22 protein-coding genes are annotated in these 25,185 nt (G+C 37.8%); 11 read left to right on the forward strand and 11 right to left on the reverse strand.

Going from position 1 to position 25,185, the window contains the following annotated elements:
- Positions 1-64: 64 nt before the first annotated feature.
- Entirely contained in the window at positions 65-526 is a 462-nt protein-coding gene (locus ACFSGI_RS10890) for a hypothetical protein (protein ID WP_204824155.1), read from the forward strand.
- An 87-nt stretch (positions 527-613) separates the two neighbouring features.
- On the opposite strand, the gene ACFSGI_RS10895 is transcribed toward ACFSGI_RS10890, so the two are convergent.
- The gene (locus tag ACFSGI_RS10895; RefSeq protein WP_204824156.1) at positions 614-1,825 is read right to left on the reverse strand and encodes a multidrug effflux MFS transporter; all 1,212 of its coding nucleotides are present in this window, start codon (positions 1,823-1,825) and stop codon (positions 614-616) included.
- A gap of 194 nt (positions 1,826-2,019) precedes the next feature.
- Here ACFSGI_RS10895 and ACFSGI_RS10900 point away from each other — a divergent pair, with 194 nt between their 5' ends.
- The gene (locus ACFSGI_RS10900; protein ID WP_204824157.1) at positions 2,020-2,919 is read left to right on the forward strand and encodes a LysR family transcriptional regulator; all 900 of its coding nucleotides are present in this window, start codon (positions 2,020-2,022) and stop codon (positions 2,917-2,919) included.
- Between the two features lies 1 nt (position 2,920).
- Here the strand turns inward: ACFSGI_RS10900 and ACFSGI_RS10905 are convergent, their stop codons facing one another.
- Positions 2,921-3,610 carry an NAD(P)-dependent oxidoreductase gene (locus tag ACFSGI_RS10905; protein WP_204824158.1) on the reverse strand — a complete coding sequence of 230 codons (690 nt, stop codon included), beginning with the start codon at positions 3,608-3,610 and terminating at the stop codon, positions 2,921-2,923.
- A gap of 193 nt (positions 3,611-3,803) precedes the next feature.
- Between ACFSGI_RS10905 and ACFSGI_RS10910 the strand changes: the two genes are divergently transcribed.
- The 7 genes from ACFSGI_RS10910 to ACFSGI_RS10940 all read left to right on the forward strand — a co-directional run bounded on the left by ACFSGI_RS10910 (position 3,804) and on the right by ACFSGI_RS10940 (position 12,655).
- Complete coding sequence (locus tag ACFSGI_RS10910; RefSeq protein WP_204824159.1) at positions 3,804-4,382, forward strand: TetR/AcrR family transcriptional regulator; 579 nt, start codon at positions 3,804-3,806, stop codon at positions 4,380-4,382.
- Between the two features lie 132 nt (positions 4,383-4,514).
- Positions 4,515-7,304 (forward strand): hypothetical protein, encoded by a 2,790-nt coding sequence (locus ACFSGI_RS10915; RefSeq protein ID WP_204824160.1) that lies wholly within the window; start codon positions 4,515-4,517, stop codon positions 7,302-7,304.
- An 11-nt stretch (positions 7,305-7,315) separates the two neighbouring features.
- The gene (locus ACFSGI_RS10920) at positions 7,316-8,587 is read left to right on the forward strand and encodes an efflux RND transporter periplasmic adaptor subunit (protein ID WP_204824161.1); all 1,272 of its coding nucleotides are present in this window, start codon (positions 7,316-7,318) and stop codon (positions 8,585-8,587) included.
- Positions 8,584-9,279, forward strand: coding sequence for an ABC transporter ATP-binding protein (locus tag ACFSGI_RS10925; RefSeq protein WP_204824162.1), 696 nt, complete (start codon positions 8,584-8,586; stop codon positions 9,277-9,279). Before ACFSGI_RS10920 ends, ACFSGI_RS10925 begins: the two co-directional genes overlap by 4 nt.
- A complete protein-coding gene (locus tag ACFSGI_RS10930; protein ID WP_204824163.1) occupies positions 9,276-10,445 on the forward strand; it encodes an ABC transporter permease in 1,170 nt (389 codons plus the stop codon). Before ACFSGI_RS10925 ends, ACFSGI_RS10930 begins: the two co-directional genes overlap by 4 nt.
- A 51-nt stretch (positions 10,446-10,496) precedes the next feature.
- The gene (locus ACFSGI_RS10935; RefSeq protein WP_204824164.1) at positions 10,497-11,966 is read left to right on the forward strand and encodes a sensor histidine kinase; all 1,470 of its coding nucleotides are present in this window, start codon (positions 10,497-10,499) and stop codon (positions 11,964-11,966) included.
- Positions 11,963-12,655, forward strand: a complete 693-nt coding sequence (locus ACFSGI_RS10940; RefSeq protein ID WP_204824165.1) for a response regulator transcription factor — start codon at positions 11,963-11,965, stop codon at positions 12,653-12,655. Before ACFSGI_RS10935 ends, ACFSGI_RS10940 begins: the two co-directional genes overlap by 4 nt.
- Before the next feature lie 169 nt (positions 12,656-12,824).
- Here ACFSGI_RS10940 and ACFSGI_RS10945 read toward each other — a convergent pair whose 3' ends face one another.
- The 4 genes from ACFSGI_RS10945 to nfsA form a co-directional block, all read right to left on the reverse strand.
- Complete coding sequence (locus tag ACFSGI_RS10945) at positions 12,825-13,928, reverse strand: Gfo/Idh/MocA family protein (RefSeq protein ID WP_204824166.1); 1,104 nt, start codon at positions 13,926-13,928, stop codon at positions 12,825-12,827.
- A gap of 69 nt (positions 13,929-13,997) precedes the next feature.
- The gene (locus tag ACFSGI_RS10950) at positions 13,998-15,329 is read right to left on the reverse strand and encodes an NtaA/DmoA family FMN-dependent monooxygenase (RefSeq protein WP_379283184.1); all 1,332 of its coding nucleotides are present in this window, start codon (positions 15,327-15,329) and stop codon (positions 13,998-14,000) included.
- A gap of 80 nt (positions 15,330-15,409) precedes the next feature.
- On the reverse strand, positions 15,410-15,847 hold the full coding sequence (locus tag ACFSGI_RS10955) for a MarR family winged helix-turn-helix transcriptional regulator (RefSeq protein ID WP_204824167.1): 438 nt from the start codon (positions 15,845-15,847) through the stop codon (positions 15,410-15,412).
- Between the two features lie 91 nt (positions 15,848-15,938).
- The gene (gene nfsA, locus ACFSGI_RS10960) at positions 15,939-16,679 is read right to left on the reverse strand and encodes an oxygen-insensitive NADPH nitroreductase (RefSeq protein WP_204824168.1); all 741 of its coding nucleotides are present in this window, start codon (positions 16,677-16,679) and stop codon (positions 15,939-15,941) included.
- A 222-nt stretch (positions 16,680-16,901) separates the two neighbouring features.
- On the opposite strand from nfsA, the gene ACFSGI_RS10965 reads away from it, so the two are divergent.
- A complete protein-coding gene (locus tag ACFSGI_RS10965) occupies positions 16,902-17,270 on the forward strand; it encodes a winged helix-turn-helix transcriptional regulator (protein WP_204824169.1) in 369 nt (122 codons plus the stop codon).
- A 148-nt stretch (positions 17,271-17,418) separates the two neighbouring features.
- A complete protein-coding gene (locus tag ACFSGI_RS10970) occupies positions 17,419-18,606 on the forward strand; it encodes a macrolide family glycosyltransferase (protein ID WP_204824170.1) in 1,188 nt (395 codons plus the stop codon).
- A 46-nt stretch (positions 18,607-18,652) separates the two neighbouring features.
- Here ACFSGI_RS10970 and ACFSGI_RS10975 read toward each other — a convergent pair whose 3' ends face one another.
- The 5 genes from ACFSGI_RS10975 to ACFSGI_RS10995 form a co-directional block, all read right to left on the reverse strand.
- Complete coding sequence (locus ACFSGI_RS10975) at positions 18,653-19,612, reverse strand: SDR family oxidoreductase (RefSeq protein ID WP_204824171.1); 960 nt, start codon at positions 19,610-19,612, stop codon at positions 18,653-18,655.
- Positions 19,613-19,857: 245 nt separating this feature from the next.
- A complete protein-coding gene (locus ACFSGI_RS10980) occupies positions 19,858-20,805 on the reverse strand; it encodes an AraC family transcriptional regulator (protein ID WP_204824172.1) in 948 nt (315 codons plus the stop codon).
- A gap of 142 nt (positions 20,806-20,947) precedes the next feature.
- On the reverse strand, positions 20,948-23,008 hold the full coding sequence (locus ACFSGI_RS10985) for a serine hydrolase domain-containing protein (RefSeq protein ID WP_204824173.1): 2,061 nt from the start codon (positions 23,006-23,008) through the stop codon (positions 20,948-20,950).
- A gap of 142 nt (positions 23,009-23,150) precedes the next feature.
- Positions 23,151-24,437 carry a GHKL domain-containing protein gene (locus ACFSGI_RS10990; RefSeq protein WP_204824174.1) on the reverse strand — a complete coding sequence of 429 codons (1,287 nt, stop codon included), beginning with the start codon at positions 24,435-24,437 and terminating at the stop codon, positions 23,151-23,153.
- Positions 24,438-25,184 carry a LytR/AlgR family response regulator transcription factor gene (locus ACFSGI_RS10995; RefSeq protein ID WP_204824175.1) on the reverse strand — a complete coding sequence of 249 codons (747 nt, stop codon included), beginning with the start codon at positions 25,182-25,184 and terminating at the stop codon, positions 24,438-24,440.
- Position 25,185 lies beyond the last annotated feature (1 nt).

The following is a 25,185-nucleotide window of genomic DNA, read 5'->3' on the forward strand; positions in this document are numbered from 1 at the left end:
ATTGGTTTAGATGCTACAGGAATCTTTAGTTGTATGCCCAATACACTTATACAGGAGGTTTATAATGAAAAAATTATCTTCTTTGTTGTTGTCTGCAACGTTAGTTGCTTCGATTATGCCGGTAACATCTGCTTCAGCATCCGATAGTGATCAGTATACTAATGCGTCTACCCCGGTCTCCGCAGGACATCCAACGACGTTGCAATCTTCTACCTCTCAAGCATCTGTTAATTATCACAGTATTCGCTTTTCAATCGATTTTATGGATACGATTATGGCAGGCGACAGTGAACCGCGTGGACAGTTTTACCGTGCGGTTGAAGAAGCTATCGGGGCTCCTGTTATTTTTTACGATTTCTGGAGCGACTATATCGTAATCAAAGTCATGGACAAACAGTTATCTCCAGAAGAAGCAGAAGTGGTCAAAAACAAACTCAATAGCTTAAAATGGATCAACGAAACGTACGGTATTCCTTTAGATCAAGATATCATTACGGATATTCACTGGTTTGATCGCTGGTCTTAATTTATCAAATAAGAAAAGCGCGGAAGCAGCTATCGCCTGCTCTTTCCACGCTTTTCTTGTGTTTTTCTAACTTTTCAATGAGGATTATCAATGATTATTGATTATTTTGCTTGTAGAGGTAGTATTTAATACCTTATAACCTATCAGAGACAACAAGCTCACTGTAAAAATAACGATTCCAAACGGTTTGGCAGAATATTCTCCGGCAAGTCCCACCAATGGCGAAGTCAAAGAACCTAAGAAAAAAGGTAACACGCCCAGTACAGCAGAAGCACTTCCGGCGATATGACCTTGAGATTCCATAGCCAAAGAGAAAGACACAGGCCCAATCACTCCAATCGCAAAAGCAAACAAAAACAGCGCGATAATTAACCCGATAAACGAACCGGAAGATAAAGTGATCAGTAGAATAACTATACTTGCTACAAAAGCAGATAGTAATCCAATAACAAAAATACGACGTTCATCAATATGCCCTGCCAAATACTTCACCAATTGTGATCCTAACATAATCGCTACACCGTTCAGCGCAAATAGAATCGAAAATACTATAGGTGATACGCCATACATATTTTGATAAATAAAAGGTGTCGCCGATACATAAGCAAAAACTCCTGCAAACAAAATACCATTTCCCAGTGCATAACTCATAAATATCCGATTACCAAATAACTCTTTATAATTGCCAATCACTTTGCCAAAATGACCAGCTATACGCTTGTCAGCAGGTAATGTCTCGGGTATGCCCCATATCGTTAATAGCGTAAGTACAATGCCTAACAGTCCCAAACTAATAAAGATATGATTCCATGAGGTATACGCAATAACTGCACTTCCAGCAAGTGGTGAGATTAATGGAGCAACATTACTAATCATTGTCAAAAGTGAAATAAATGTAGTTAATTCTGATCCATGATATAGATCGCGTACAATCGCGCGAGAAATAACAAGCCCTGCGGAAGCTACGAATCCTTGAGCAAATCGAATACCGATAAACAATTCAATAGTAGGTGCAAAAGCACAGGCAATCGAGAACATAAAATAAAGAATCATCGAGATTAACAAAGGATAACGCCTACCGTATATATCACTTAAAGGCCCCATTACAAATTGCCCGATTCCTAAGCCTAATAAGCTAGCTGTTAATGTCGTCTGGATCATCGATGTATTGGTTTGAAAATAATTCATGATTTCGGGCAGAGACGACAAATACATATCTACTGTAAAAGGCCCTAATGCAGAAAAGGAAGCTAATAACAAAGCAAATCCTAATGTATTTTGTTTTTTAGTAACTTTCATCTATTCCTCCTGGTACTAGATCAATTGATTTTTGAAATGCTATGAATAAGCTTTAGCCGGCTAACATATTCTGTGTTCCTTCTCTGCTATTTATTGTATCGATCTCTATGTATATAGCAAATACTCATATCTTATATTAAGATATGCTTTATAAGCATTTCTATCTGTGAAATTATATTTAAGGAGGAATACATATGGAAATTAGAGTATTACGTTATTTTTTGGCTATTGCTAAAGAAGGAAGTATTACAGGAGCCGCCGCATCGTTACATATGACACAACCCACGTTATCCAGACAATTGAAAGATTTGGAACAACACTTAGGGAAAGCACTATTTGTTCGTAGTAGCCATCATGTAGTTCTGACAGATGAAGGTATATTGCTTAGAAAAAGAGCAGAAGAAATCATCGAAATGGTCGATAAACTGGAAGCCGAATTTCAATCGATGGAAGAAACGGTACGTGGTGACGTGTATATTGGTGGCGGAGAAACAGAAGCCATGAAGCACATTGCACATGGAGTTAAGCAATTACAGTTGAATTACCCTGATATTAAGTATCATCTATATAGTGGAAATGCTGAAGATGTAACGCAACGGTTAGATAAAGGATTGCTCGATTTTGGTATTTTGATTCAACCGGTGAATATAGCTAAATACAATTATATCCATATCCCTGCTACCGATGTCTGGGGCGTTATTATGCGCAAAGATAGTGTGTTAGCTCAGAAAGAAAAGATTGAAGCAGATGATCTGATTGATTTACCACTGATCTGCTCAAGGCAAGTGATCAAGCAATCGTTTGTTAGAAATGAATTTGTCGATTGGTTCGGTGATCGATTTGATACATTGAATATTGTGACTACGTATAATCTTGCTTACAATGCTGCGATCATGGTAGAAGAAGGAATAGGCTATGCTTTAATGTTAGATAAGATCGTGAATACGTCTGCTGAAAGTCCTCTTTGCTTCAAACCACTTGAACCCCGACTTGAAACGAGTTTGGTTATGGTTTGGAAAAAAGATCAGATATTTTCAGCAGCGGCAGATGCGTTTTTAAAAGAAATTCAGGCAAGCTATGAAACAAATAAGTAGGTTATGATTTTCCGACATTAATAATCTTTTTGATCCATGATGGCTCACTTGTCGCTGCTCGAACAAGACAGTCTGCACAGTCTACAAATGATAAAGGACGAAGTGGGGCAATACGTGTTAAAGGACCTGCTGTATATTTTATAGAGTTAGCTGTATGACTCAGTACGGAAGGACGTACTATCACCCAATCCAAGTCACTTTCGATTACTGCATGCTCAGCGATCGTTTTATCTTTGATTGCTTTTGAGAAAATAAAGCGCATAGTACGTACTGCAATCTGATTTACAGTCGAAAGCTCTTTTCCATTGCTCAAATTGATCCCACTTTGCATCACTAGACGTTGAACTCCTGCTTGCTGACAAGCAGATAACATATTCATTATTCCTTCCGACATCACAGTACCTGGAGAAAAATTGGCTGCAAGAACATTCAAAAACCCTTTTGACAGCAGATGACGTGATGAAAAGTTGGTCGTTGGGCCGATGCAACTAATCACTACGTCTGCACCTATCATAGCTGTAATCATACTAGACGTATTATACACATCTCCCTGATAAATATGGAGGTGATCGGTAGGTGCAATCACTTCTGGTCGACGAGCGATAGCGGTAACTTCATGATTTAATTCAAGTAAACGCTCCACCACTTTTTTACCTGTCGCTCCTGTTGCTCCAATAACGGTAACTTTCATTTCTATATTCCTCCTTAGGTTATTACATCAACATATAATATTCAAAAATGCACACTCGTGTATTAAGAAACAACTATGTATAATAGTAAACAGAAATACAGCATATACAATGATTAAAAATATAATTTTCGTGTATTAGTTCACATTCTTTTTAAAACTGTGCATTATATCGAAGAAAGATGGTGTTTAGGACATGTTACAGATCGATCGAAGAGTACGAAAATCACAAAAAGCAATCAAATCAGCTATTATCGAGCTCATGATTGCAAAAAAGTTTGACCAGATTACGATACAAGATATCGCTGACGAGGCAGATGTTAGCCGAAGAACAATTTATCTTCACTATACAGATAAATTTGATTTGCTAGATAAGCTTATTCAAGAACATATTGAAGAGATGCGCGAAATTTGTAATGCAGAAGAGATGAATGCTACTTATGTAGAGTCAGGATTGTTATGGTTCGAATATTTTGAAAGTCATTATTCCTTCTTCTCTGCAATGTTAGCCAGTAAAGGAAGTTCTTTTTTTCGTACTCGATTTCTAGATTTTTTTCTTCAAGAATTAGAACAAGGAATAATTGATGAAGGAGGGCGCAAATTAACGGAAGGCGATTATGTAGATATTCAGTTTTTAGGAGCAGCTATTTTAGGTGTCGTGGAATGGTGGCTCAAGAATGATAAACCTCATCCTCCTTCTTTTATGGCTGATCGATTGGGATTATTACTTGAGCATCATTTTGAATTGTATGTATATCAATCTCCCAGTTTATAAAAAGTTTATATTTAATTTAAATCCTGTACAGAAATAGTTTGCTTTTGTTTATGTGTGATTTAAGTCTTTCCTCTAAGATCAATCTATAATTCAACCTACTATACAGGTAATGAAGATCAGGAGGAACGATAAATGAAGAATTACCCTGCATATCTTGCTCTATTGGCAGGAATGGTCGCTTTAAGTCAGACCACAAATAATCACGTATTTGCTGCTCCAACACATCTTGCTGCAACTCAGAGTAATCCCTCAACAAGTGCTTCTTTAACAGCACTCCCTTCGATTTCACTTCAAGCTGGAGTCAGTGTGAAATTAACCAATATTCAATTGGCTAGCAAAAATACAGGCAACATTTTGACATATACCCTTACGTATACCAACAAAACATCCAGCCCTTACAAGTTAATGAATAGCTTTTCCAAAGTAAGTACGATACGAACTTCTCCGATCAAAGGAGTCCCTGTTCCTGATAATAAAGATCAGATTGCGATTTCCCCACAGTCTACGCAAGCTATTACTTACTATGTAGATGTCAAAAAAGAAAATAAACTAGCCAGTAGCAAAATTACGATGTTTGGCTGGGATTTTAATGCTGCCAACTATGAGAAAAAGCTAGGTACATTTACTGTTCCAGCCAATTATTCTCCTGCTGTTACTCAAGGCAAAAGCAAAAAAGTAACGATCGGTACCACAACTCTTAATTTCAAACCACAGCAGTTACAAATCATCCGTTTTAATAACAAATTATATGCTCGTCTAGCTGTACAAGTAAGCAATCTAAGTACCGAAGTATTAGATTCTCCTAATTACCATACTTACTTACAGTCTGCTACCGGTTCTACTTTTGAATTACAACTAGATCATACTAATCGTGAGTTCTCTATTTCTCCTGGAGATACCAAAAGTATTGGCTATATTGCAGTTATACCAGCTTCTCTTCATACAAATAATATGACCCTACAGATTACTAGCAATACCACTTCAACAGATAGTAAAACAGACAGTTCTACAGCCAGTACTGTCACTAATTTAGAATTACCTGTTGTAGCATTCAAATTACCTAAAGTGAGTCCGTCTACTCTTACTGTTCCTGTATCTTCATCTCGAAAAATCGCTGTGGATGGAACAACGATTGAGACTCAATTAAAAACTGCTACGATTTCTACCAGTGGTGATAAAGCAGTATGGACAATGCAATTTAGAATCAAAAATATCGGTAATCAAACAGTAGTGTTACCTACTTATGAAACATCTATCAAAACATCAGAAGGTTATACCTTCCCGATCAATACCAAAGCATTCGCAAACCTGGCACTCAAGCCATTGCAAGAAAAGCAGATTCAATTATCTGCTGAAATTCCAGCTCAATTAAAACAGCAACAACTTCAATTGCAATTGTTAGAAGCACCAACAGCAACTACAACTAATGCAACAGCGAATACTCAAGCATCAGATAATACACCAGTTAAAAGTGCGATTATTTTACCAACTGCTTTTTATATGATTCCTTATCAGCAAGAACAGAATCAATCTGCTCAAACAGAGTACACCTTTGATAATAATTACGGTAACTTTGGCGTTACGCTTGAAAATTTCCAACGTATGCCATGGGCTGCTGAAGATATCGTCGTCACCAAAATTCGCCTACGTAATGCTGGAACATCTTCTGTCAATTTACCTGCACTCGGTGGATGGATCAAAGCACAAAATAATCGCATCAGTAGCCCTGTACAGATTGTAGCTGAACAGACAGATACTTCACTGGATGCTGGTCAAAGTCGTGTCTACTATATTGTCAGTCATTTTGATGCAGATGCAGATTTATCTCAACTCAAAATCAAATTGTATCCTAATGTAGATACAACTACTAATGATTCAGCCAGTGCAACAACCAACACAACGACTTCTACTGGTAGTACATTAGATCAAGATAATCCGTTCTTATCGCTACAAGTAGGTCAGATCAATTCTACAGTTGCCAAAATCGCACCAGGATCTTCTTTCCATATTCAGACGATAGGCAAAAAAGCAGAAATTAAAGAACGACGCACGATCACGTACGAAGGTGCAAGTCAAAAAATTGCATATACTGAACTTGAAATGAAGAGTGAAGAAAAACGTACTTCTACACCTACTCGTCTTATCGCTTATTACAAAACACCAAATAATGAATATTATGAAGCTACTGTTAATCAATCTGATAAAACAGTCGGCCCTGATGGCAAAAATCTAATTACCGTCTGGAGTAAGCTTCCTGCTTCTATCAATACTTCCGGGCTAACTCTGTATATCGGTGAAGCGATTAACGATGGCAAAATGTCTACCGCTACGACTACACCTACAGGTTATATCAATGCTGTTGAACTAGGACTTAACAAACAGACTCCTCCTGTAGTTGCCAGCGTAAGTAGCGATATGGAGTTATTCCCGTACCAATTTGCGATTACAAGTGCTACCGGTTCATTGTCAGAAGGTCAGGAAAGTATTGCTCTAAATATGACGTATAACCTTAGCAAAGATAACACTTACAATATGGGCACATATGGACATAATCTAGTCATTCAATGGGTAGATCCATCCGGTCAAGTACAAGAAAAAACAATGGTTCCGGGTACTGACTTAACACTCGGCAAATCGATTCCATATTCAACAACCTTAAACAGTAATGTATACAAAACGATGAAAGGCGGTCGTTTCTTAATCAATGTGTACGATGAATTTCAAGGAGAACGAATCCTTCTGGGTACACAAAGCTACAGAATCGATTATACCCCTAATATCGTGAATACACCGTCTATAACACCACCTGTTGATACACCAACAACAAATCCAGGTACACCTCCGACAACAAATCAACCGGACAAACCAGATTCAACTGATCGTACTACTAAAAATAGCAAAACAGATCTATCTGCTAATTAACGGAGGAACCTATGAAAAGTAAAAAACGACTTTGGATGACTATAGCTATTATTGTAGTATTAGCGGCTGCCGGAGTAACTGCTTATGTTCTCTGGCCTAAAGCACAAGATGAATTGGTTGTAGAACCTACCCCTTCTATACCTGTACAAAAAGGGGAAATCACAGTATTGATCAAAGGTGCTGGATCGATCAAAGCAACCAGTCAAACCATTGTCTATGCTGATCATGAAGGTAATGTTAATCAGGTGAACGGTAAGCTGAATGAACGTGTTCAAAAAGGACAGGTCTTGTTCAATTATAAAAATAAAGACAATTCCAAAGATATCACCCAACAAACCAATACATTAAAGCAACAACAAAGTGATCTTCAAGACAAACAAGAACAATACAAACAGCTAGTGATGAATAACGCTACACCAACCGAATTAGATACCGCTCGTCTAGGCATAGAAAAAGGGAAAGACGATATTACTGTTACTGAAACAGAAATTACTCGTCTACAAAAAGATCAAGCGGCTCCGGCTCCACTGATTTCTCCGATTAGTGGAACGATTACCAAAATGAATATCGCTCCAGGTGGAGCAGTTAGTAGTGGCGCAGAAGCATTTACTATTGTAGATTATCAAGATTTGAGTGCTACAATTCAGGTGGATGAATTAGATGTGCTTAAGATTCATGAAGGATTAAAGGCTACACTTCAGCTAGATGCGCTACCGGGCAAAACCTATACTGGTAAAGTATCTACGATCGCAAATGAAGGTTCGATCAAAAATGGTGTTTCTACTTTTGGTGTAACGATTCATTTAGATCAACCGGGTGAGATTAAAGCAGGTATGTCAGCACAGGCTACTCTGTTGGTTGAACAGAAAAAGAATATTCTTGTTTTACCGATCGAATCTGTTATTCAACAAGGTGATCAATATGTAGTTCAAAAAGCAAAAGTATCTGCGGGTACGCAAAATGCACAACCGGATGCTACGACTGAACAGAAAGTAACTATCGGGATTCATGATGATAGTCAAATTGAGATTAAAAGCGGTCTAAAAGAAGGCGATCTTATCGTTATTCCTTCCAGCGATATGAGTGGACTGGGTACGACCTCACCAGATAGCAGTATGTCTGGTGGAGGCAGTGTCGATGACAGTAGTTCGGCTACAACTTCAGATAGTGGTTCAACTGACAGTAATTCAACAAATAATAGTACCTCAACCGATAATAATACTACCGATACGAATACGGGTACATCTAGTGATAGCTCTTCTACAGGTGGTGGCACTCCATGAATAAGGAGCCACTTATACAGATTAGTCATATGAATCATGGTTATATGATGGCAGGACAACAGATGCCTATTTTGCAAGATATCTCGATGTCTGTGCATCATGGTGAATTTGTAGCGATTATTGGCCCTTCTGGATCAGGCAAGTCTACTTTAATGAATATGATTGGATGTCTTGATCTGCCCAATAGCGGAGAGTATATACTAGATGGTCAAAATGTGCGTAAAACGTCTGATAATCGACTCGCCAAAATTCGCAATGAGAAAATCGGTTTTATTTTTCAAAGTTTTAATCTATTGCCTAAATTATCAGCTATCGAAAATGTAGAGCTTCCTTTGATCTATCGTGGATTGTCTTATCGAGAACGTAAACAAAGAGCGAGTCAGGCTTTGGAACAAGTAGGTTTGTATGAACGCATGTATCATCGTCCTAATCAGTTATCCGGCGGACAACAGCAACGTGTAGCCATAGCTCGTGCGCTTGCTGGTGATCCTCCTTTATTACTGGCAGATGAACCGACAGGTGCTTTGGATACCAACACAGGTAAAGAAGTAATGCAGATGATCAAAAGTCTGAATCAACAAGGACATACGATCATTTTGATTACACATGATCTGGATATCGCTGATCAAGCCAAACGTGTAATTCGTATTCAGAATGGCATTTTGACAGAAGATCGGAGGAATGATCAATGATCTTTTTTCAAAGTATACGTATGGCATTGCTTAGTGTAATCGGCAATAAAATCCGTTCTTTTTTGACAATGTTAGGGATTATTATAGGTGTATCTTCAGTGATTCTAGTAGTCTCTGTAGGCATGAGTTTTAACAGTCAGATTAGCGATCAATTTGGGGATATGGGAACAAATCTACTTTCGGTTACTGTGATGGGACGTGGAGTGACCAGCTCGCTGACTTACGAGGAAGTAAGTGCTTATAACCAATTGAAAGGTGTATCCGGTGTATCCCCTATCCTTTCTGGCAATGTCACTGCCAAAAATCGCAACAATAATGTCAATGTTTCATTAGAAGGTGTAACGCCTGCATATGAGCATGTTAAAGATTTTCATGTACAATCAGGACGATTTGTTCTTAATATCGATAGTCAGTACCGACAAAAAATAGCTGTGATCGGCTCCTCTACGGCAACGACTTTATTTGGCACTGAAAATCCTGTCGGACATGATATCCGCCTTAATGGTGAAACATTCAAAATCGTAGGTTTGTTGCAAAGTAAAGGTACAAGCTTAATGGGTTCCAATGATGAGAAAATTCTAATTCCACTTGCTACAGCAGAGCGCTTTTTACAGACTAAAGGTATTCAGACTTTTGAAGTCAAAACGGTAACCGAACAGGATATTCCTACAGTCAAAGAACAAATTGCTGCTAGTCTTGAACAGAAATTTAAAGATCCTTCAGCCTACGATATATTTGATGCTCAAGAAATGATCAAATCTATGGAAAAAACCAATGCATTGATGTCAGCATCTCTAGCAGGGATCGCAGGTATTTCACTGATTGTAGGTGGCATCGGAATTATGAATATTATGATTGTATCTGTAAATGAACGGACTCGTGAGATCGGTATTCGCAAAGCGATTGGTGCTAAAAAGAGTAATATTTTGATCCAATTTATGATCGAATCGATATTTCTTAGTACGCTTGGCGGATTGCTTGGTATCGGGGTCGGTATAGGGCTCGTGTGGGTGGCGGGTAAATTCACACCATTTCCGATTCAATATGCATGGAATATGGTTACGATCTCATTCGCATTTTCATTTGTGATTGGTGTTCTATTTGGCATTATTCCTGCTAATAAAGCTGCACGTTTACGCCCTATTTATGCGCTTCGTACAGACTAAATGCTACAACACATTCGTTATTACTTATCTATTATCGAAGGAGTACGCGGTATGACTATTAAACAACGCTTGATCATTTCTAATATTTTGATGATTGTCATACCTGTACTGATTTCAGCCATTATTATCGGAGCCGGACAATATGTATCTTACCAATATTGGAAAATGAAATACGATAATGAAAGCTCTATCTATGATGTACCGGAGAAAATCACTTCTGTCGCTACCGAACTAATCCAAAATCCACAAAACCAGAAAATGGCTGAAAAGCAGCAATTAGAAGATTATTTACAAAAGCATTCGATGAGGCTGACAGTGCACGATTATAACACTCGTGTTCCCCTATTAAATATGGGAAAACTGACGATCGATGCTAATGATAAAATGATGACAGCGATCTGGTCTTTGAACGGAGAAGGTAGTATTTATCTTGCCGAAGAAGATGTGTATAGCAAAAAAGTAACCGTCGATAATAAAACCTATGTGATTTCCACATTTGATTCGTTTCATGAGAATGGTACAAATGATGATAGTTACTATAGTCGGTATCAGATGTTAATCACACTGTTTATGATTTTATTTGGAGTCGGCATTATTGTAACTATCTTTTTTACCAATCGGTTTCTAACTTATTTTGTGTTCAAGCGGATTAGTCAACCACTGAATACATTGGTAGCAGGCGTTCAGCAGATTAGAGATGGTAATCTAGATACACGTATTCAATATGAGAGCAAAGATGAATTTGCAGCAGTCTGTCATGATTTTAATGATATGGCATTGCAATTGAAGCAGTCGATGCAATTGATTCAGCGTCAGGAAGAAAGTCGTAAAGAACTACTTGCTAGTATCTCACATGATCTGCGTTCTCCACTCACTTCGATTCGTGCGTATTCAGAAGGGCTGTTAGATGGAGTAGCTAACACCCCGGAAGCTCAGCATAAGTACATTACTATGATTCAGACCAAAGCAAGAGATATTGATCGGATGGTTGCCAAAATCTTTCTATTTTCCAAAATGGATCTAGGTCATGATCCGCATGATCCTGAATGGTTAGATGTGAATTATGAATTAGAATCGCTTGTAAAAGCAACTGCGGAAGAATATCGCAGTAAAGGTCTGTATATCACTACTTCATTTTCACAACAGACTGCTATAATTTTTGCAGATCAGTTGCAATTGGATAGCATTTTCACGAATATTGTAGAAAATAGCTTAAAGTACAAGTATAAAGAACGTGGATGGGTGCATATCGAGACTAATGTAGATGATGATCAGCTCACTATTTGTATTACCGACGATGGCCCGGGTGTTCCTGATGAGTCATTGCCGCAACTATTTGATTTATTTTATCGGAGTGATCCTTCGCGTAATAATCCTAATAAAGGTAGCGGGCTTGGCTTAGCTATTACTGCCAAAGCAGTGGAACGCATGGGTGGAACGATTCGGGCAATGCATGCGTCATCAGGTGGTCTACAGATTAAAATTCAACTTCCATTGATTAATCAGGAGGAAGTACAATGAGAAAAATACTAATTATAGAAGACGATGAAGCGATAGCATCGATTGAACGGGACTATCTTGAAATCAATCATTTTGCAGTTGAGATTGCAGACAATGGACTGACCGGTGCAGAAAAAGCTTTGTCTGAACCTTACGATCTGATTTTGCTTGATCTTATGCTACCGGGTGAAGATGGATTTTCAGTATGTCGTCGCTTGCGTGAAAAGCTGGATATACCTATTCTAATGGTCACAGCCAAGCAAGAAGATATCGATAAGATTCGCGGATTAGGATTAGGGGCAGATGACTATATTGTCAAACCATTTTCTCCGAATGAATTAGTAGCGAGAGTAAAGTCGAATCTGGCTCAATATGATCGAATCAAAGGAAAACCGGATCATCATAGAAATAGTCATATCGAAATTGGTTCTTTTGTTATTAATACACAGGCTCATCGGGCATATCTACATGGCAAAGAACTAGAGTTGAAGAAAAAAGAATTTGATCTGCTCCACTTTCTGATCGTACATGCTAACAATGTATTTAGTAAAGAAACGCTTTATGAGCGTATATGGGGATTTGAATCGGTTGGTGATAACGCTACTGTAGCTGTTCATATCAATCGACTACGCGAAAAAACAGAAGAAGATCCTGGTAATCCTCGCTATATTCAGACAGTATGGGGTGTAGGCTATCGCTTTCAACCTTGAGTACAACAGATCAAATCTATTATAGTTAGCACAAAAAGGGAGAAGCCATCATATAAGATGGCTTCTCCCTTTTGAATGTTATGCTGCTATTCAAGCTTGTACCGTCTATCATTTTGTTGCACTATGATTTACTGATCAGTCTGGTATAAAGCTGAAAATCAACTCTTATTTAAAGATACTGACGTTCACCTGTTTGCGCAGATTTTTGGATAGCATCAATTAGCTTGTGCACTTTGACTGCATCTGCAAAATTCGATACCAACGATGTTCCTTCTTGAATATCTTGCGCAAATGCGCGATACACTTGAGCGATATTTAATACCATGCCAGAGTCATCTTGCAGAGAATCCGGTGCAGAATAATAGGTATCAGGGATCGTTAGCTCTTGTAGCTCGGCGTCAGCAGAACTTGCTCCTAATAAATCATGTGATCCAAATTGAATAGTCATTGGTGCATGCAAAACAATCGTACCCTGATCACCAAAGATTTCAATAGTCACTCCTGTTTGATGTTTGACTCCTCCTTGAATATGAATACTTGCTGCTGCTCCATTTGTTAATTTGCCTGTGACTAGAATTTGATCATCTGTTGTTTTTTCGATTACTTTTTGGATATCTTCTAATTCTACTTCTGCATACTGTTGCGCTGTTGTCGCTGAAAGTTCTGCAAAGTCTCCAACCATATAAGTGAATGCATCTATATTATGTCCACCTACGATTGTCAACAAATTCCCTCCATATGTGTGATCAAACAAATAGGCTGTCGATTTATCAGCTTTGCCCCCCATACCTTGCATAGAGACTTTTAGTTGAGCAGACAATACTTTTCCTACATATCCTTCTTTCAACAACTCTTTTACATACTTAATGGCTGGAGCTTGTCTTGCTTGTAATCCTATCGCAGTTGGAATCTGATGCTCTTCTACCCATTGTTGCATTTCAATAGCTTCTTCTGTTGTAGATCCTAGCGGCCATTCGCTATAAATCGGCTTTCCAGCAGGAATAACCGTTTTGACGGCATGATAATGCTCTTTCACATTGATACTCACGACGACCATATCTACATCAGGATGTTGAGCCAACTCTTCAATTTGATCAAAACCATGAGTAGCTTTAAAAGCTTCAGCACTTTTTGCAGCACTTTCTTTGTTACTTGTAGCTACTGCGGTTAACTCATATTCTTCAAGATGCTGAACTGCGGGAATATGTGTACTATTTGCCCATCCATTATTCACCGATCCGCCAATAATACCTACTCTTATTTTTTTAGTCATATCTGCGATCTCCTTTGTGTTCCATGATTAAATATATACATTCCTACATCTACCTATTACACGTTAATCTTACTTTTGCACTCCATATTGATAAGGAACTGCCATATTTTCACGCAATGTATTGCCTTCGTATTCATTATGAAATATACCACGTTCTTGTAAAATAGGGATAACTAGATGTACAAAATCAGCTACTCCATCAAATGAAGCATCAGGTACAATCGAAAATCCATCACATGCACCCGCCAGAAACCATTCTTCTAAAAAGTCAGCTACTTGTACAGGTGTACCAGCAACTACAGGATGGTAATTGATAACTCCATGAGCAAGTACATCTCGAACAGACAAACCTTGTTGTAGCAATTGTAATGCTTTGGGCGAACGCGGATCCATTGGGCTAGCATAAGCACGTTGAAGCAATTGCGGTGCTAACGGCTGATCGATATCTATCGAATGTACAGATAGCGGTAGATTGATCATCGATCCCAGATAACTAACTCGGCCTGGAATCTCTTCAGGATTAAAATCCATAAGCTGTTTGCGACGCATCAGCGCTTCTTCTTCTGTAGCTCCTAGTGAGAACATAAACCCTGCAAACATTTTAATATCATCAGGGTTGCGACCGAATTGTGCAGCACTTTGCCGAATAGTCTGTCTATATTCTTGTGCAGATTCGATATCATAAGGATTAGCATATACACCAGAAGCGAATCTACCTGCCAGTTCTAATCCTTCTTGTCCCCCTCCTGCTTGAAAAATAACCGGCTGTCCTTGTTCGGATGGAGGAATAGGCAATGGCCCACGAGTCGCATAATATTCCCCTTGCAAATGAACGGGTTGAATTTTATCCATATCTGCAAATTGACCTGTCTCTACATCCAATGTCCAAGCATCTTCTTGCCAGCTTCCCCATAAAGCTTGTACTATTTCTATCGCCTCATGAGCTTTTTCGTATCGTTCTTGACGATTAACAGGCTTGCTTCCAAAGTTAGCTGCAACATTTGGATCGGATGTTGTCACCGCATTCCATCCTACCCGACCATGACTGATCACATCTAATGCTTTGAATTGACGTGCTAGATTATACGGATAATTAAAAGTGGTCGATAAGGTAGCCACAAGCCCAATATGCTTCGTTTCTCTAGCAACAGCCATTAAGGCTAACATCGGGTCCATCGGAAACATAGGTGTCTTAGTACTCAAGCTACTTGTTAATGCTGGTGTATCTGCAATAAAAATCATTTGAAACTTGCCTTGCTCGGCTAATTTCGCACGTTCTACATAACTATCTATATTTGTATAAGCGGCTGGATCAGCACCTGGCATTCTCCATGCGTTAAATTCAGCCCCATATCCTGAAACCATTTGTAAAGATAACTGCATTTGTTTTTTCTGTTCCATATTTATCTTCCTTTTACTTAGCAGGCTAATTATATTTTGAAATAAAAAGATGAATGTAAAATGTATGAAGGAAGAACAACTTATGATAAGTTGCTCTCCATTTGTCTTAAAATCCTTCTCAAAAACACACGTTCTTCTGGAAAAATAGAGTCTAGCAATTTTTCTTGTTGTTCTTTCCATTTCTGATCTACTGGTTTTTGCAACAATTTTCCTTCATCTGTTAGAAAAATTCGCATCACGCGAGCATCATGTTCATCACGTTTACGATATATAAATCCATTTTGTTCAAGAGATTTGACCATATTGGTTACAGTAGGTGGCTCGCATTTTAAATGCTCACATAATTGCATCTGTGTAATACCATCCCCTAGCCATAATCGATGTAGCAATTTATCTTGACCCGCATAAAGATTAATTTGTCTTAAAGACTCATTGTAGTCTCGACGCATTTGGGAAGAGACACGATCTAACGATTCACGAATATCACAATCTACTTGATTTTTGACCGGTTCGTTCATCTATTCATCATTCCTTATTTCTTCAATAGTCATTAGCGGGCTAAATATAGCATGAAGAAATTAATGTGTCAATTGACTTCAAGAGCGACATTTATTTTTTAGCGTATCCCATTTTGTTCATATAATTCAACATATCTGGCAGGATACTTCTTTGTAGATGATCATGAATATGATCGCTCCATCCTTTGACTGTTTTCGCAGTGAATGGCGCTCTAATTGGACGATCAGCATAGTATTTTTTCATTGTGTTATCATAAATAGACAATTTTTCTTTGTCTAACGGTTGGTATTTATTTTCAAACAGTACCATCGATTTGGGTAAGCGCGGTTTGAGTTCTGCTTTCTCTTCGGCTGGAACACCAATACATAATCCTACTGCTGGAATAACGTATTTAGGCAACTGCAACACTTGCGATAGTTTCTCAATATTTAGCTTGACTCCACCGATGTACACGCCACCAAGCCCCATCGATTCTGCTGCTGTCAAAGCATTTTGTGCCATAAGTCCAGCATCTACTAAACCTATCGTTAGAAATTCGATATATTCTATATCTACTTCAGGAGCAATTTCATGATTCCGATTAAAGTCTGAACAGAACACCCAAAATTCTGCTGCTTCACCGATATAAGGTTGATGACCACAAAGTTCCATCACTTCTTTACGAAGCTCAGGCTCTGTAACGCGAATAATAGATACTGCTTGTAAAAGACTAAACGATGATGTTTGAATAGCTGCTTGAAAAATAGCGTCTATCTGCTCTTCGGTTAATGGTTGATTGGTGTACGAACGTACAGATGAATGGTTATGAAGTAATTCTAATGTTTTATTCAAGTATATTCTCTCCTCTAATAGTTATAGATATGTTACAATATTACTTAGCTTGCTAAATATATATTTGTGATACAACCTGCTATCTGATCGTTTGATCTAGAACAATTTGCGTCATAAAATAATCATAAAGGGATACTATAAAGTTGCATAGAGGGCAATTTAGATGTACATGGTACACATTTATGTACTTAGAATATGTACTTAGAAAAGGAGATTAAAAATATGAGGGTTTGTAAAGATGGATTTCAAAGAGAATTTGTTAATGATCTAACAGATATGTATACTATCGCTTTCACTCAAAATATTTTATCAGGACGCTGGAAATACTTTATCTTATGGTATCTGAAAGATCATACACGCAGATATTCAGATATCAAACAGTTTTTAGGTGATCTTTCACAAGGATCTCTCAGTAAACAACTTCGTGAATTAGAAAAAGACGGTGTTATTGAACGCAAAGTATACCCTGTAGTTCCACCGAAAGTAGAATATTCATTGACTGAAAAAGGAACAGCGCTTATTCCTGTACTGGATGCGATGGAGAATTTCGGCAAAGTATTTGGCGAGAAATCAGATACAGCGCTAGAATAACTATTTCTAGCAAAACGATTACGATATCACTCCTACTTACTGATCTATTGTTGTGAAACATCGGTAAAATTGGAAAAGAAATAGATTATTGTTATCATTAATAAGCAACGTCTTTATTTCTTATACTATCCAATAGGAGTGATATCGAATGTTACGTATTCTAATCGTTAATTTTCCAGCAGAAGGACATGTAAATCCAACACTTGGGATCACTCATGCGTTTACATCACGTGGCGATGAAGTTCATTATATTACAACAGAGAAGTTCAGAGATAGATTAGAAGCTGTTGGAGCGATTGTTCATGTTCATACTGATCTGCTTAAAAATGCTATTATCCGTATAGGTAGCCCCGACGGGATAAATGAATTTTTAAATATTCATATTCAAACGTCGTTACACATTTTAGCATTAACCAAGCAGCTATCGCAGACCATGCAGTTTGATTTTGTATTTTATGATAAATTTGGAGCCGGTGAATTAGTTCGAGATTTTCTGAATATTCCGGGTATTTCCTCGTCTCCATCTTTTTTGATATCGAATGATCAGATGACTAAACGAATTTTTCCAAGTCATATGGATACTACTTCTCCAATTGCCGAGAAAGTTCAAGCTGGACTATCACTACTGAAAAAAGAATACAATGTTACGCCTAAAGAACTGAGCCAATTTATGAACAATAACGGTGATCTAAATATTGTTTATACAAGTAAATACTTTCAACCCAATGGCGATCAGTTCGGCAATAAACATCTTTTTATTGGGCCTAGCTTTCCAAAACGTACCGCAAATAGTTCATTTCCTATCCATCTTCTTAAAGATCAAAAAGTACTATACATTTCAATGGGAACCGTTCTCGATCACACCGAACAATTCTTTAATACTTGTATCGAAGCTTTTACAGACTTCAACGGTATTGTAATCATTGCTACAGGGGAAAAAGTTGACGCTACGAAGATCAATTCGGCTCCTGAACATATCATGATTTTACCTTATGTTCCTCAGTTAGAAGTGTTACAGCATACCGATGTATTTATTACTCATGGTGGTATGAATAGCGTTAATGAAGGTATTCATTTTAATGTGCCTTTAGTTGTTTTACCACAGGACAAAGATCAGCCGATGGTAGCTCAGCGCTTAACTGAACTACAAGCAGGCTATCGTATTACCAAAGATCAGATTAATGTACAATCCCTCAAAGAAGCTGTGCAAGAAGTGTTGTCTAATCCACTATACAAAAAAGGGATACAGGCAATTAATGAAAGCTTCCAACACACAGGCGGCCCGCAAGAAGCATTAGATCGCATCGATGCATATCTGGAAAACAAACAATTATAAATGGATAGTAATCTACATGGGACTATTGTTATCTATACATTTAACGTTAAAAGTAATGCCCCTGCTCCATATCTGTAAATAAATCAGGCTGTTGTATGTTCCAGCCTAACCGCTCTTGAGTAAATGTACTGGAAACGTAATTGTCTACAGATACAAAAGCACCTAGCCAACCAAAATGAGCACTGGCTTGTTCTTTCTTTATACTTGATACAGGTACATTTAGATAACGACCGATGGCATGAGCAATATCACGAAAAGGCACTCCTTCTTCTCCTACTGCATGGAATATAGAACCAGCGGAAGCTTGTTCCAAAGCAAGTCTAAAAAGACGGGCTGTATCTAATCGGTGTACGGCTGGCCATCGATTTACACCGTCTTCTACATAAGCCGATACGCCCTTTTTACGAGCAATGCTAATCAAAGTCGGTAGTAGACCGCTTTTATCGCCCATACCATGTACAAGTGGGGCTATACGAATCACAGAAGAACGAATCCCGTGATTTGCGAGTGTCAGCGTTGTTGTCTCTGAAATCGTCCGTCCACCTCCTACTGATTGAGGATCAGAAGGATCATTTTCAGTGGCTAACGAACCGGCTCGTAGTGCCATTGTTGGAAATGCCATCACAAGTGATCGATCTTCGCCTGAGAGGGCTTTACCAAGCGTTTCAATCGCACGTCGATCTGTCTCGGTAGCTATTGCCATAAATCGAGATGCCGCATGACGCGGGTTACCACCTAATACAATCTTTACACGTGTAGACAAGCTAGCATGCGAAAATTTATGAAAAAAAGCGGTATGGATTACTCCATCTGCTCCGGCAACTCCTCTACGTAAATCTTCTACATTTTCAACAGTTCCCTGCTGTGCTTTTGCTCCAAGAGTGGTCAGCTTGCGAGCTCCTTCTGTGGAACGCACAAGCCCTGTTACTTCATGCCCTGCTTGAATTAACTCCTGAATAACTGCTGTTCCTATAAAACCAGTTGCTCCTGTGACAAATACACGCATTATTTATCCTCCTAAAATCTTCATTTATTTTCTAGTGTGCTACAACAATATAATGTAGCTACTTTTAAGTTGTACTACGTTTTAAGTTACTTATAGTATAGAATGTATGGCACGATCACATTTGCTTATTCTGCGTGAATTCTTGCCTATTTTGCCAGAAGATCTATGTATATCGAAAAAGAACCTGCAAAGCTAGTAGCCGCAGGTTCTTTTTCGATATTTGTATTTAAAGTGTATTCTAAATATTAGCTATTCATATGTTGGCGCCATCTGTTCATATCTCTACTAGGAGGACTGCCAAAAAAGCGGCTATAATCTCGACTAAATTGCGAATCGCTGATATATCCAACCATTCGGCAAGCAGTGATAGCATCCATACGATCGGATAACATAAGTCGTCTTGCTTCTTGTAGACGCAATGCTTTTTGGTATTGCAACGGACTCATAGATGTAATCGCTTTGAAATGCTCGCGGAAAGAAGATTGACTCAAATGCACCATATCTGCTAACTCAGGAATTTTTAAAGGCTCGGCAAAATGTTCTTGAAGCCAGTGAATAGCTTTGGAGACCCGTTGTACATTGGATTCTACAAAAACAGTCTCAGCTACAAATACACCGATCGGACTGCGAAGAAGGCGTATAAAAATTTCGTCAACGATCAGTGGTGCAAGCAATTCACTATCGTTAGGACTAGCAAGGCACTCTACCAAACGGGCAACTGCATGTACAAATGCCAGATCACCAGGCATCATATATCCAGGTCTTCGCTCTGTCACTTTGGGTAATCCTTGAGGATATACTTTGGGTACTAATTCAGCGATTCGTTGCGGATTAAGGTATATCCCTACTCCTAAAAAAGGATCAGTCGGACTGGCTACGATCGTTTTCATCATAACAGGTATAGCTACAGGGGCGACGAAGATTGTAGAACCACCATATTCGTAATGCTCATTTCCTGCTTGAATGACTTTTTTACCTTGAGCTGCTATGCCTACTGTAGGCCAGTACATAGTATGAGTATATTCTGCTTTTTCTATTTGCGAGAAACGATTAAAGTACAATCCTGAAATCTGCTCAGAACCATAACTTCCATCTTTCGTAGTATGGATTGAGATTAAATCTGCTAATCGAGCCGTTTCAGCTTCCAGTGCGTTTCGACTTTGTTCTGTAGAGTGAATCTCTAATTTATTCATCGTCTCCTATACCACTCCCACGTCCTTATGTATTTACCAGACTATTATAATACAAAAAAAGTACGCACAAACATTATTTATGTTTATGCGTACTTTTTTCTATTGATTTATGATTTTAATTATCTATTTTAATCGTATCACTTTACTTGTTACTCAATGACACTTTCAAAACATCTCCTGCTTGTCCGCCAAACACAATCAATCCATTTTCAGGAAGAACAGCAGATTTTTTAGGGTTGACGATTGAAGATTGTACAACACTTCTTTTGGCATCATATACAACAAAGCCTGCATTGTTTGCATAATCTACGTTTATCGTTTTACCTGCTGTATTTTTATCTATTTTGAACCATTTTACATGTCCATTGGAAGCGATCGTGATGTTAGAAGCATTTTGTTTTGGTAAAGGTTGGATCGCATCTTCCGGGATATATAATTGTTTGACTGATTTTAAATATTCGATGTTATTTTGTTTGACAAATTCAAGATCAAACGTGTCTCTTCCCGTCATAACAGGAATTTGTACTACATTGACCGCATGATTTTGATCAATGATTTGATCTCCATTGACATAGCCATTAGCAGCATCTAATTTGATTGTTTTTGTTAAAATAGAAGGAGCTAGATAAAAAGAAGAATTGATTTTTTCATCTACAGCTAAATAACTTTTGCCATTTCGGGATTCCCATGCTTTTTGTACAGCACTAGAAACTTTATTTTTATTTAACTTTTGATATTCATAAAAGACCATAACCGTTTGACCTAGCCCTGGAGAATCGACATTTGCATTCACTTTGATATAAGTTTTGCCATTAGTTTGTTTATCAAAGCTTACTGCTGCACTACCATCCTTGCTTGTAAATTGTTTTTTGCCTGTATATACATAAGTCTGTGAAGGAATAATACCTCCTAAAATATCTGGCAATGTGAATTGTCCATCTTTGATCTCTAATTGTATCGTATTATCTAGCGTACCATACAACCCATTGTATTGTTTTAAGTCAGCAGGCATTTTTACTGGAACAACAGGTTTGAATGATGGATCAGGTATAATCTTTTTGATTTTACCTTGATCTTTCAGTTCTTCTAATAATAGCTGTGTCGCTAATTGCGTATTGTATATAGAAGATCCACCTGCGGAAAGCACTGCAACAGACATATCATAGCCTGGCAAAGAAATCAGATCGGCATGATACATGATCGTATCTCCACCTTTAGACAATGCTTTGATACCGTAGTCGCTGAAAGGCGCTAACTCAACAGCATCCCAACCCAAACCATAATTGGTTGTGTTTCTTTCTTCAGGAACCCAGATTCCATTACGATATTCATCTTTTTGCATATCTTGAGCTGATTGTGCAGATAAAAGTTCCGGCTTATTGCCCATCAATACATCGCCAAATGTCGCTAGTTCTTCGGCTGTAGAATAAATACCACCTGTACCGAGTATATTGGCATTTTCTACAGGCAATGCACTTTCGATCCCTGGAAAGTACGTTTTGGATAGTTGATTACGATCAAATTGGTCTAATGGAGTATGAGTAGACTTGAATTTCATCGGATTGCTAATACGAGTTTTGACAAATTCAGAATAGCTCATTCCGCTAACTCGCTCGACTAACACTTCTAGTAACTGAAAGCTATCGTTACTATAGACAGAAAATGCGCCCGGATCAGCTTTGAGACGTTCTGTTTGTAGCTCTTTTAATAAGTTATCGTAGTTCTGAGTATCATTATCGTCAAACAAAATACTGTTATGATAATGCGATCCATATAGTCCTGAAGAATGATTTAGCAATGTACGAGGTGTTATTTTTTTGTAGCGCTCGTCTGCCATTTTAAAATCAGGAATATACGTCGTTAAGGGTTGATCAATATTGATTTTACCTGCATCCACCAGCATCATGACTGCTGAAGAAACGTACATTTTACTTACAGAACCTATACCAAACATCGTATCTGGCGTAATTTGTTCTTGAGTTGCTTGATTTTTGATACCTGCATGACCGGATAGAATCACTTTACCATGATCCACAATAGCATATTGAACAGCACTTGCTCCGTAATCTTTAACCACTGTCGTTGCCCATTGCTTCGCTTTTTCTTCTGGAGATAGATCAGACTGACTTCCTTGTGCAAAAGATGAAGTCATCGGTACAACAGTTAATACAGCAGCTAATAGTAAACTTCCTATCTTTTTCATTATATTATTCCTCCCTTGAGCATGTTCAAATATAAGCACTATCTGTATCTTACATGCAAAAGGTAGCATCATCTCCAAAAAGGGCTGAAACGAAAAAAACAATCCCTCAACGACATGAGAGATTGTTGGCTGTGTATATTTTTTATTGAAAAGGAAGAATAACCATATTATTAAAAACGTGATGTTTTTGCTCTATTGTCATATTCCCACCGTATTTGTTGCAGATTCGATCAATATTGGTCAACCCAATTCCATGAAACTCTGGATTCGATTTTTGAGTTTGCATTTGCCCCGCGCCTTGTATCGTATGATTCAAAATATGAATCGATAGATGAGAATCAGTAGATTGGATTCTGATCAATATGTAACGATCTTCTGCAATATTAATCTTTTTGGAAGCTTCGATAGCATTATCTAACATATTACCGAGTACTACACAGAGATCATAACGCTCAATCTGAATATGTTGAGAGTACAGTTGCAGTTGAGTATCAATCTGAATCCCATTCGCTTGACCGATATTAAGCGCATTAGTCACTAGCGCGTCTACAACCAGATTACCGGTATTGACTCGCTGGTAGGCATCTTCGACTTTATTTAATGTCGTTTGAATATGTTTTTTAGCTTCGTCCAATTCATTTTTTTCTATACATTGTTCAATATACAGAAATTGTTGATGGGTATCATGAATAATTCGCTTGATCTGCTTAAAACTATGCACTGTTTTCTCGTAATTGGCATCTTGATAATCCATCTGATCTTGCAATTGTATATTCTCATGGATCAATTGAAACTTCTCGATCATATTATCTAATATATAAATAATAAATACATTCAAAAACAGAAAGCTAAAAATCGAAATAAAGTAATACACATTCTTTTCACTATACATCGATAATACATTGACTTGATAAATACTAATCGCTGGTATCGTAAGAAAAAGCAGATAGTATCGATAATGTAACGGAAAGCTTCTACGCTTAACTATAAATCGAATAACCAGAATGATCACAAACATCATTAAGCAACTCAGCAGTACACTTTTAGATAAAATCACATACTCTTCAATCTGAACCGGATTGGAAGTTCCTAGCTCTGTCGCATTAAAAGGATATAAGATGTACAGCGAAATAAAATTGACTAAGGTCAGTAACACCGCGTACAAAATCGAAAACACAATCTTCATTTTGAGTTCAGTCTGATACGGGATCGACAAAATAAAGATAACGATCAAAGCCAATACCGAAGAAAATACAGAAGATGTATATGCATTTAAATAAAAGAAATCGAGCACACCAAACAAAACAAAATACACCCATTGGTTAGGTGCCCGATTTGATTTGCCAAAAACGGCATTAAAATAAAAATTAATTTGAAATCCCATCACCAGTACAATACAAGCATTCAGCAACAATAGTTGAGTCTGCATCTATTCATACATTCCTGTGATCATAAATTTGGTATACACGTCTTTCACTTCTTTTACTTTAGAACGTCCGATCGGTAACTCTACGCTATTGGACATTAAAACCATACCCCCTGCAAACTTTTTAACATGAAGCAAGTTGATAATGATCGATCGATGAATTTGCAAAAAATGATATTGTTTTAATGCGGTAGCATAGTTAGAAATAGTGCCTTTAGTAATATGAGTCTGCTGAAGAGTGACTACATGCAGTTTATTTTTCATGGTCAGGCTTTTGATAGCTTCAATCGAAATAATATCATCATATTTCAATACCACTTCTTCATAATCCGATTTGATAATTAAAATTCGTTTATCTAACGACTGAAAATACTGGCATACTTTAAGGATTTTTTCTTCAAAAGTAGCTAGAGCAATCGGTTTGAGTAAATACTGAAAAGTCACTACATCAAAGCTTTCGATCATATAATCTGGATAACTGGTAAGAAATATTATTTGTTCATCCAGATGTTTGAGGTCTCTAATCTGTTGCGCTGTCTGAATACCATTAATACCGCCCATTTCAATATCCAAAATCAAAATATGAAAAGGTTGTTGTTTATTTTGATAATAAGAGACTAATGATTCACCAGATTCAAAAGATTCGATCTCAAAATCGATACTGGTTTTCATAGATAATGTCATCAACATATGTTGGACAAGTTCTCTTTGTTGCTGATCATCATCGCAGATCGCCACTCTATACGCCATT

Origin of the sequence: Paenibacillus nicotianae (genome assembly GCF_042681745.1) — a bacterium.
Classification (GTDB): Bacteria; Bacillota; Bacilli; order Paenibacillales; family Paenibacillaceae; genus Saccharibacillus; species Saccharibacillus nicotianae.

What these genes read in the sequence shown, in the direction of transcription:
- ACFSGI_RS10890 (WP_204824155.1), top strand. Translation starts at nt 65, where the DNA reads ATGAAAAAATTATCTTCTTTGTTGTTGTCTGCAACGTTAGTTGCTTCG.
- ACFSGI_RS10895 (WP_204824156.1), bottom strand. Translation starts at nt 1,825, where the DNA reads ATGAAAGTTACTAAAAAACAAAATACATTAGGATTTGCTTTGTTATTA.
- ACFSGI_RS10900 (WP_204824157.1), top strand. Translation starts at nt 2,020, where the DNA reads ATGGAAATTAGAGTATTACGTTATTTTTTGGCTATTGCTAAAGAAGGA.
- ACFSGI_RS10905 (WP_204824158.1), bottom strand. Translation starts at nt 3,610, where the DNA reads ATGAAAGTTACCGTTATTGGAGCAACAGGAGCGACAGGTAAAAAAGTG.
- ACFSGI_RS10910 (WP_204824159.1), top strand. Translation starts at nt 3,804, where the DNA reads ATGTTACAGATCGATCGAAGAGTACGAAAATCACAAAAAGCAATCAAA.
- ACFSGI_RS10915 (WP_204824160.1), top strand. Translation starts at nt 4,515, where the DNA reads ATGAAGAATTACCCTGCATATCTTGCTCTATTGGCAGGAATGGTCGCT.
- ACFSGI_RS10920 (WP_204824161.1), top strand. Translation starts at nt 7,316, where the DNA reads ATGAAAAGTAAAAAACGACTTTGGATGACTATAGCTATTATTGTAGTA.
- ACFSGI_RS10925 (WP_204824162.1), top strand. Translation starts at nt 8,584, where the DNA reads ATGAATAAGGAGCCACTTATACAGATTAGTCATATGAATCATGGTTAT.
- ACFSGI_RS10930 (WP_204824163.1), top strand. Translation starts at nt 9,276, where the DNA reads ATGATCTTTTTTCAAAGTATACGTATGGCATTGCTTAGTGTAATCGGC.
- ACFSGI_RS10935 (WP_204824164.1), top strand. Translation starts at nt 10,497, where the DNA reads ATGACTATTAAACAACGCTTGATCATTTCTAATATTTTGATGATTGTC.
- ACFSGI_RS10940 (WP_204824165.1), top strand. Translation starts at nt 11,963, where the DNA reads ATGAGAAAAATACTAATTATAGAAGACGATGAAGCGATAGCATCGATT.
- ACFSGI_RS10945 (WP_204824166.1), bottom strand. Translation starts at nt 13,928, where the DNA reads ATGACTAAAAAAATAAGAGTAGGTATTATTGGCGGATCGGTGAATAAT.
- ACFSGI_RS10950 (WP_379283184.1), bottom strand. Translation starts at nt 15,329, where the DNA reads ATGGAACAGAAAAAACAAATGCAGTTATCTTTACAAATGGTTTCAGGA.
- ACFSGI_RS10955 (WP_204824167.1), bottom strand. Translation starts at nt 15,847, where the DNA reads ATGAACGAACCGGTCAAAAATCAAGTAGATTGTGATATTCGTGAATCG.
- ACFSGI_RS10965 (WP_204824169.1), top strand. Translation starts at nt 16,902, where the DNA reads ATGAGGGTTTGTAAAGATGGATTTCAAAGAGAATTTGTTAATGATCTA.
- ACFSGI_RS10970 (WP_204824170.1), top strand. Translation starts at nt 17,419, where the DNA reads ATGTTACGTATTCTAATCGTTAATTTTCCAGCAGAAGGACATGTAAAT.
- ACFSGI_RS10975 (WP_204824171.1), bottom strand. Translation starts at nt 19,612, where the DNA reads ATGCGTGTATTTGTCACAGGAGCAACTGGTTTTATAGGAACAGCAGTT.
- ACFSGI_RS10980 (WP_204824172.1), bottom strand. Translation starts at nt 20,805, where the DNA reads ATGAATAAATTAGAGATTCACTCTACAGAACAAAGTCGAAACGCACTG.
- ACFSGI_RS10985 (WP_204824173.1), bottom strand. Translation starts at nt 23,008, where the DNA reads ATGAAAAAGATAGGAAGTTTACTATTAGCTGCTGTATTAACTGTTGTA.
- ACFSGI_RS10990 (WP_204824174.1), bottom strand. Translation starts at nt 24,437, where the DNA reads ATGCAGACTCAACTATTGTTGCTGAATGCTTGTATTGTACTGGTGATG.
- ACFSGI_RS10995 (WP_204824175.1), bottom strand. Translation starts at nt 25,184, where the DNA reads ATGGCGTATAGAGTGGCGATCTGCGATGATGATCAGCAACAAAGAGAA.